Annotated in this window: 7 protein-coding genes; 4 read left to right on the forward strand and 3 right to left on the reverse strand. The window is 57.6% G+C overall.

Annotation, left to right across the window (positions count from 1 at the left end; all coding sequences use genetic code 11):
• Positions 1–72: 72 nt before the first annotated feature.
• Entirely contained in the window at positions 73–2,208 is a 2,136-nt protein-coding gene (katE, locus tag ACE04F_RS09670) for a catalase HPII (protein ID WP_486106216.1), read from the reverse strand.
• 266 nt (positions 2,209–2,474) lie between these two features.
• Here katE and ACE04F_RS09675 point away from each other — a divergent pair, with 266 nt between their 5' ends.
• The 3 genes from ACE04F_RS09675 to ACE04F_RS09685 all read left to right on the forward strand — a co-directional run bounded on the left by ACE04F_RS09675 (position 2,475) and on the right by ACE04F_RS09685 (position 4,996).
• Positions 2,475–3,482: a methionine ABC transporter ATP-binding protein gene (locus ACE04F_RS09675; RefSeq protein WP_305497767.1), complete on the forward strand. Its 1,008-nt coding sequence runs from the start codon at positions 2,475–2,477 to the stop codon at positions 3,480–3,482.
• A complete protein-coding gene (locus ACE04F_RS09680; protein WP_305497766.1) occupies positions 3,482–4,144 on the forward strand; it encodes a methionine ABC transporter permease in 663 nt (220 codons plus the stop codon). Before ACE04F_RS09675 ends, ACE04F_RS09680 begins: the two co-directional genes overlap by 1 nt.
• A gap of 78 nt (positions 4,145–4,222) precedes the next feature.
• Entirely contained in the window at positions 4,223–4,996 is a 774-nt protein-coding gene (locus tag ACE04F_RS09685; RefSeq protein ID WP_486106219.1) for a MetQ/NlpA family ABC transporter substrate-binding protein, read from the forward strand.
• Between the two features lie 76 nt (positions 4,997–5,072).
• Here ACE04F_RS09685 and ACE04F_RS09690 read toward each other — a convergent pair whose 3' ends face one another.
• Positions 5,073–5,840 carry a sulfite exporter TauE/SafE family protein gene (locus tag ACE04F_RS09690; protein ID WP_486106221.1) on the reverse strand — a complete coding sequence of 256 codons (768 nt, stop codon included), beginning with the start codon at positions 5,838–5,840 and terminating at the stop codon, positions 5,073–5,075.
• 584 nt (positions 5,841–6,424) lie between these two features.
• Between ACE04F_RS09690 and ACE04F_RS09695 the strand changes: the two genes are divergently transcribed.
• The gene (locus ACE04F_RS09695) at positions 6,425–6,799 is read left to right on the forward strand and encodes a lysozyme inhibitor LprI family protein (RefSeq protein WP_305497763.1); all 375 of its coding nucleotides are present in this window, start codon (positions 6,425–6,427) and stop codon (positions 6,797–6,799) included.
• Between the two features lie 141 nt (positions 6,800–6,940).
• Here the strand turns inward: ACE04F_RS09695 and ACE04F_RS09700 are convergent, their stop codons facing one another.
• Positions 6,941–7,228 carry a DUF6124 family protein gene (locus ACE04F_RS09700; protein ID WP_486106224.1) on the reverse strand — a complete coding sequence of 96 codons (288 nt, stop codon included), beginning with the start codon at positions 7,226–7,228 and terminating at the stop codon, positions 6,941–6,943.
• Positions 7,229–7,722 lie beyond the last annotated feature (494 nt).

Genomic DNA, 7,722 nt, shown 5'->3' on the forward strand with positions numbered 1-7,722 from the left:
GACACATACCCTGTGGGAGCGAGCCTGCTCGCGAAGGCGTCCTACCAGCAAATAATCCCTTTCAGACACCCATCAAGCCGGAACCGCCTTGGCCTTAGGCTCCCGCGCCCAAACCCGATGCTGGGCAATCGCGTCAAAAAACGCCTGAAACTTGCCCGCATCAGCGTCGGGAATCAGCCCCGCATCCGCCTCCAGCTTCAACAACACCAGTAATTGCCGCGCTTCGCCATGCAGCGCGATGGCCTTCAGGTGCTTGTAGGCTTCCAACAGGTAATGCAACGCCACGCCATCGGCACTCAGCGCCTTGATCGACTCCACCCCACCTGGCACGAACACCGCGTCAAAGGCAATCGACGGCAAGCCTTCCATGGATGCATCCACCGGCAGCGTTTGCCCAGCAGCGGTGGTCACCGGCGCGGAGGTTGGGCCGAGGATTTTCGCGTGGGCCCCTTCGGCTTCCAGTGCCTGCTTGAGGGCATCGATGATTGTCCCCTCGACACCGTTGGCCACCAGCACCGCAACCTTGCGGGTCTTGATATCGCCGGACAACAGATTGGCCTGGCTCAACGCCGGGGACTGCTCCAGGGAAGGCGTCGGAACGTCGACCGTACCGGCGGTGGGAGCCGGCAAACCAAGGTTCTTCGCAACTCGCCCGGCCAACTCCAGATCGATGTTGGCGAGGATCTCGTTCACCTGCCGCGCTCTGATGAACTCGCGTTCCACTTTGCCCAGTTCGAAGCTGTACGCGGCGATGATGTGCTCTTGCTCGTGGGCGCTCATGCTCTTGTAGAACAACCGCGCCTGGGAGAAATGATCGCCGAACGAATCGCTGCGCTGGCGGATCTTGTGGGCATCGATGCGCTCCGGATAACTTTCGAAACCACCATCCTGCGGACCGGGCGGGGTTTCCTTCGGCCAGCCGCCATCGATGGAGTTCGGCTCGTAGGAGGCGCGCCCCTTGTCGATGGTGGTGCGGTGCATGGCATCGCGCTGGCCGTTGTGCACCGGGGTAATGGCGCGGTTGATCGGCAGCTCATGAAAATTCGGCCCACCGAGTCGGCTGATCTGCGTATCGGTGTAGGAAAACAGCCGGCCTTGCAGCAATGGGTCGTTACTGAAATCGATGCCCGGCACGATATGTCCGGGGCAGAACGCAACCTGCTCGACTTCGGCGAAGAAGTTGTCCGGGTTGCGGTTCAGCACCATCTTGCCCAGCGGCGTGATGGGCACCAGCTCTTCGGGGATGATCTTGGTCGGGTCGAGCAGGTCGAAGTCGAACTTGTGCTCGTCTTCCTCGGCGACGATCTGTACGCCAAATTCCCATTCGGGGTAGTCGCCCATCTCGATCGACTCCCAGAGATCGCGACGGTGGTAATCAGTGTCCTTGCCTGCGAGCTTCTGGGCTTCGTCCCATACCAGGGAACATGTCCCGGCTTTGGGCCGCCAGTGGAATTTGACGAAGCTGCTGCGGCCTTCGGCGTTGATCATGCGGAAGGTGTGCACGCCGAAACCCTGCATGGAACGCAGGCTTTTCGGAATTGCCCGGTCGGACATCGCCCAGATCACCATATGAGCCGACTCCGGCACCAGCGAGACAAAGTCCCAGAAGGTGTCGTGGGCCGATCCGCCGGTAGGGATTTCGTTATGGGGCTCGGGTTTCACCGCATGGACGAAATCCGGAAACTTCACCGCGTCCTGGATGAAAAACACCGGCATGTTGTTGCCCACCAGATCGAAGTTGCCTTCGTCGGTGAAGAACTTCACCGCAAAGCCGCGCACGTCCCGCACCGTGTCACCGGAACCCCGCGGGCCCTGCACGGTTGAAAAACGTACAAACACTGGCGTCTGTTTACCCGGATCTTGCAGGAAACCGGCCTTGGTCAGGGCCGCATGCGATTCATAGGCCTGAAAGTAGCCATGGGCACCGGTCCCTCGGGCGTGAACGATGCGCTCGGGAATACGTTCATGGTCAAAATGCGTGATTTTTTCACGCATGATGAAGTCTTCCAGCAACGACGGGCCACGCGGCCCGACGCGGAGGGTGTTCTGGTTATCGGCGATCTTCACGCCTTGGTTGGTGCGCAAGGCCTGTTCAGTGGCATCGGAGCGAAACTGCTCGAGGCTCTCAAGCTTGGCGTTGGTATTGCTGCGATCCAGCGTGTCGGTCCCGGCCATTTGGCTGGGGGCGGCAGGTTTTTTAGTGCTCATCAGGCATGACTCCTCGTTGCGATCCCCGCCGTGGCCAGGACGCGTGAGTTCGATGCGCCAGGCACGGTACCTGGGCATATGTGGAGGTGCCTAATGAGTGACCGATGCCGTTTCGCTGTGTTCCTTTTTTATGTCCTTTGATCGCCTTATTGCCAAATCGCTGGTTCAATCTCAAATAAATGCTAAGAACCTCTATACGGACAGGCTAAAATGCGCGCCCGGCTTACCGCTGATCCTTTTCCACCGCGCCCCACAAGGTTCGCTACGTGATCGAGTTTCAAAACGTCCATAAAACCTATCGGGTTGCCGGTAGGGATATCCCCGCGCTGCACCCGACCAGTCTGACCATCGAGAACGGTCAGGTCTTCGGCCTGATCGGTCATTCCGGTGCGGGAAAAAGTACCCTGCTGCGCCTGATCAATCGCCTGGAAGATTCCAGCGGCGGCAAGATCATCGTTGACGGCGAAGAAGTCACCGCCCTGGACGCCAACGGCCTGCGCCGTTTTCGCCAGCAGGTCGGGATGATTTTCCAGCACTTCAATCTGCTGGCGTCCAAGACCGTGGCCGACAACGTGGCCATGCCACTGACGCTGGCGGGCGAACTGTCCCGCAGCGATATCGACCGCCGCGTCGCCGAATTGCTGGCGCGGGTAGGGCTGTCCGACCACGCCCGCAAATACCCGGCGCAGTTGTCCGGCGGCCAGAAGCAGCGCGTCGGCATCGCCCGCGCCCTGGCAACCAAGCCGAAGATCCTGTTGTGCGACGAAGCCACCAGCGCGCTCGACCCACAGACCACCGCCTCGGTGCTGCAACTGCTGGCGGAGATCAACCGTGAGTTGAAGCTGACCATCGTCCTTATTACCCATGAGATGGACGTGATCCGGCGTGTCTGCGATGAAGTCGCGGTGATGGATGCCGGGGTGATCGTCGAGCAAGGCCCGGTGGCCGAGGTGTTCCTGCACCCCAAGCATCCGACCACCAAGCGTTTCGTCCAGGAAGACGAGCAGATCGACGAAAGCGAACAGCGCGACGACTTCGCTCACGTCCCAGGGCGCATCGTGCGTCTGACATTCCAGGGCGAAGCGACCTACGCGCCGTTGCTTGGAACCGTCGCCCGGGAAACCGGTGTGGACTACAGCATCCTGGCCGGTCGTATCGACCGCATCAAAGACACCCCCTACGGGCAACTGACCCTCGCCATCACCGGCGGTGACATGGAAGCGGCGTTTGCCCGCTTCACCGCGGCCGATGTCCACATGGAGGTGCTGCGCTGATGGAATTTTTTGCAAACATCGACTGGCTGGAAATCTGGCTGGCAACCGGCGACACCTTCCTGATGCTGTTCGGCTCGCTGCTGTTCACCGTATTGCTCGGCCTGCCGCTGGGCGTGTTGCTGTTTCTCTGCAGCCCGCGCCAATTGCTGGAGGCCCGGGGCCTTTATGCGCTGCTGTCGCTGATCGTGAACATCCTGCGTTCGCTGCCGTTCATCATCCTGTTGATCGTGATGATCCCGTTCACGGTGTTGATCACCGGCACGTCGTTGGGCGTGGCCGGCGCGATCCCGCCACTGGTGGTCGGCGCAACGCCATTCTTCGCCCGCCTGGTGGAAACCGCCCTGCGCGAAGTCGATCGCGGCATCATCGAAGCGACCCAGGCCATGGGCGCTACCACGCGCCAGATCATCGTCAATGCGCTGCTGCCGGAAGCCCGTCCGGGCATTTTCGCAGCGATTACGGTGACAGCGATTACTCTGGTGTCCTACACGGCCATGGCCGGTGTGGTCGGCGCCGGTGGTCTGGGTGACCTGGCGATCCGCTTCGGTTACCAGCGTTTCCAGACCGACGTGATGGTGGTCACGGTGGTGTTGCTGCTGGTGCTGGTTCAGGTCCTGCAGACCGTGGGCGACAAACTGGTTGTGCATTTCTCTAGAAAATAAGGCCTTGCGCCAATAAACCATGAGCCGGCCATTCGCTGGCAGGCGCCCAGAGCAGGCGCCTCAACAGGAGTTAGCTGAATGAAAAAACTACTGGTCGCCTTCGCTGCCGCCGCAGCGTTCTCCGCCCACGCCGCCGACACCCTGACCGTCGCGGCTACGCCGGTTCCTCACGCGGAAATTCTCGAGTTCGTCAAACCGGCATTGGCGAAGGAAGGCGTGGACCTCAAGGTCAAAGTCTTCACCGACTACATCCAGCCCAACGTACAAGTCGCCGAAAAGCGCCTGGACGCCAACTTCTTCCAGCACCAGCCGTACCTGGATGAGTTCAACAAGGCCAAGGGCACGAATCTGGTGAGCGTAGCCGGTGTGCACCTGGAACCCTTGGGCGCGTACTCCAGCAAGTACAAGACGTTGGCCGAAGTGCCGGGCGGCGCGAATGTGGTAATCCCGAACGATGCCACCAACGGCGGCCGTGCGCTGTTGTTGTTGGCGAAGAACGGGGTGATCAAGCTGAAGGATGCGAACAACATCCTGTCCACTACCAAGGACATTGTCGAGAACCCGAAGGATCTGAAATTCCGTGAGCTAGAGGCGGCAACCATTCCGCGCGTGCTGACCCAGGTGGATCTGGCGCTGATCAATACCAACTATGCGTTGGAGGCCAAGCTTGACCCGTCCAAGGATGCGCTGGTGATCGAAGGCAACGACTCGCCTTATGTGAATATTCTGGTAGCCCGTCCGGACGACAAGGACAGCGAGGCCATGAAGAAGCTGGTTGCAGCGCTGCATACGCCGGAAGTGAAGGCGTTTATTCTGGAGAAGTACAAAGGCGCGGTTTTGCCGGCGTTTTGAGCTGATCGGGTGTGAAAGACGGGACTGCGTGGAAGCGAGGTCCCGTTTTTTATCTGACGGCGTTGCACGCGACCTGTCACAGCCAAATGGACAATCCCATTCGGCCAATTAGGAACACCAATAAAAAAAGAAACAATATACGAATTAATCCACTTCCAAAACGCAAAGCCAAAAAAGTGCCTGTCAGCGCACCCGCCATATTACACACCGCGACCAGTCCACCAATTACCCACAGCACATGACCTGAAGGTATGAAAAATAGCAGCGCCGCGCTAAACGTTCCCAAGTTAACCAGTTTTGCTGAAGCGGATGCATTCAGAAAATCGTAGCCAAAATACTTAACGAAAATAAATAAAAGAAAACTACCACTGCCGGGACCAAAGACCCCGTCATAAAATCCAATGATGCCACCGAAAAAAACCCCAAGTAGCGCTTCTCTGGATCCGCATTTAGCGTCCGAGTGAACAAGCCCTAGATCCTTTTTTGCGAATGTATAAACAGCCATTACCACTAATACAAAAAAGACAAGATATTCCATGATCGTCTTGGGAACGAGCGAGACGGAAAAAGCGCCCACAAATGAAAATACAAAAGCCGAGAGCATGGTTGGAAGCATCAGCTTCCAGACGATTTTTATTCTTTTAACGTAACTGAATATAGAAGAAACATTTCCTGCAAGAACAGCCAGCTTATTAGTTCCAAAAACTGTGCTCAGCGAGTGCTGAGGTAATGCATGAAGTAGAGCGGGTACCTGAACCAAGCCTCCGCCCCCTACAGCAGCATCGATCATCCCCCCGCAAAAAGCAAAAAATCCCAACGCGACCATAGCGTATTCAATTTGCATAGAAATTTTCCATTCTAGACCTCGTGATTTGGTCCGATTAAAGATTTAACATTCCAACTTTCAGGCCAATGTAAGCGTAGACGAACAATAGAAGCCATAAACGAGGCTTACAAGTCGGCGGATTCCGACGTAGTTGTAGGCCAAAGAGCAGAAATTTGTAGCTTGACGGAAGGATATGCCAGCGGAATAAACAGGGCTTGGTTTCGGCCCATAAAATGAGCCCAGACGGGTTTGCGGTTGGGTCTTGGAATGGGTGATACGGTTTTGTCTGTAGGAACTTTGGGCCTGGGTGGGGCTGCTTTGCAGCCCAGCGGGAGCAAGCTCCCTCGCCACGAAGTTTTGACCGGTTTGGGAGTTTTTGTGGATGCTGCGCAACCCGCGCCGGTTTTACTCAGGGCAGTCGCATCGCCGGGGGCGGAAACGACGCTGGCTTTTTCAGCAATCACATGCTCCCGGACCTCTATCGCATTTGCCACTGTTCGGGCCGAACGTACCCTAGGATCCGCTTCATTGTTCTACGACCCTCATGATAAATTCCCCGCCGCGACCTCTAATCAATAGAGGGCATTCAGGGAGAGAAGTGAGTGATCAAGTCTTTGTTGGTTGGGGCATTGCTGGCAATGGCATCAGCATCGGCGTCTGCGATGAGTTGCGATAACCCTAGAAACGCCTATGACAGAACCTATTGCGCGTCGCTGAAAATGGTTCAGTCGGACCAGGAAATCAACGAGCAATACAAGAAGACGATGAGTGCCCTGAACCCGGATCAAAAGAAAAAGGTGAAAGCCGCTCAGATCCAGTGGATCAAGATTCGTGACAACGCCTGTTCCAACGATGGCCTGCTCTATCTGGACTGTGCCAATGAGAAGACCGAGGCGCGTATCGTCATACTCAAAGCTGTCGAGCGCGAGTGCCGTGCTGCCGGTTGCGACGACGCCAAGCTGTCGCAAGTCGAGTAACCCGCACACAAAACCCGACGTAAAGCGTCGGGTTTTTTCTTTGGCGGGGTTCGCTCGCTATTGCGGCTCAGCGTTATCCAATGGGCTGCTTCGCAGCCAGCGGGAGCAAGCTCCCTCGCCACGGGGGTTGCGGTGAGACGCCTATCTTGGATCAACGTTGTCCAGAACTCGGTTCGCCAGTAATGAGCTCAGCTCGATCAGTTGCTGGACGCCGAGGGCGATGTGGCGGTGGGAGCCTTCCAGATCGAACGCGAGGTTGCTGACCATGGCATCGGCTGACGCCAGGGTTTCGCTGAGGTTGGCGAGCAGGCATTCGTTGTCGGTGTCTTGTACGACGGTGAAGAGTTGGCCCGGCTGGGGAGCATCTCTCGGTTCTGGTTGCGGGGAGGTATGGTCCGCCTCTGGCGGATTCGGGGTAGGTTTGCACATATGCTAAGTCCTTGTTTGAAGCCGCAACCCCTCGCTACTAAACAGAAGGGTGGCAGCTGTACGCAGGTTAGTAGACCGGGGACTCAGCAAGCCGGCGCGCCCGAAGACGCCCTGCGCACAGCCGCCATCAAGTACAGGCATTGAAACCTGATTGACAGAGGCCATTCACCTCACTAAGTACCACGAGCTACTAAACCCGACCACTGATGGGCAGTGGCAGGACGACAATAGAACCCGAGGGCAAGGCGCACAAGCCGGCGGATTCTGGCGTAGTTGTAGGTAATGGCGCAAGGATGTGTAGCTTGGTGGAAAGATGGCAGAGCGGGAATAAACAGCGCTTCGTTTTCAGCTCCGATCCGTGTGGCGAGGGAGCTTGCTCCCGCTCGGCCGCACAGCGGTCGTAACCGTTCATGCGGTTTGTCTGTAGGAATGCGTCGGCTTGTTTTGGGGCTGCTTTGCAGCCCAGCGGGAGCAAGCTCCCTCGCCACGGGGAC

Source organism: Pseudomonas sp. AGC41 (genome assembly GCF_057334555.1).